At 66.4% G+C, this 396-nt stretch carries 1 protein-coding gene; it reads right to left on the bottom strand.

Annotated features, from left to right (window positions below; translation table 11 throughout):
• Positions 1 to 304, bottom strand: a 304-nt coding sequence (locus AC1DIX_RS28100) for a hypothetical protein (RefSeq protein ID WP_477328659.1), incomplete at its 3' end; no start/stop codon positions are given.
• Positions 305 to 396 lie beyond the last annotated feature (92 nt).

Raw genomic sequence — 396 nt, 5'->3', positions numbered from 1 at the left:
ATTCCCGCTGGGCGCGGCGGGTGATCAGGATGCGGATCGGCTCAAGGTTTTCAGCGGGCGCTGCCGTTGGCGGGATCAGCGATGCAGACACGGTGTTCATGGCCAGCTGCACTGGCTCGCCGTCGGTGCTGCCGATGGATGGGCGTAGCTGGACGTCGGAAAGCAGCAGCGCCGGTTCCGGTGCGTTCGGGCGGAACAGCGACGGGTGGTCGATCGGCTCGGGCACGACGGCCGCATTGCTGATGATAACAGGAACGCTGAGATCCGTCATCTTGCAGAGCTCTTTGGCGAAGGCGGCGGGCATGCGCACGCAGCCATGCGAGGCCGGATAGCGCGTAGAGCTCTTTGGCGAAGGCGGCGGGCATGCGCACGCAGCCATGCGAGGCCGGATAGCGC

This window comes from Massilia sp. 05N420 (assembly GCF_056397205.1).
The sequence above is the reverse complement of the archived record's forward strand: the minus strand, read 5'-3'. Positions and strand labels throughout refer to the sequence as shown.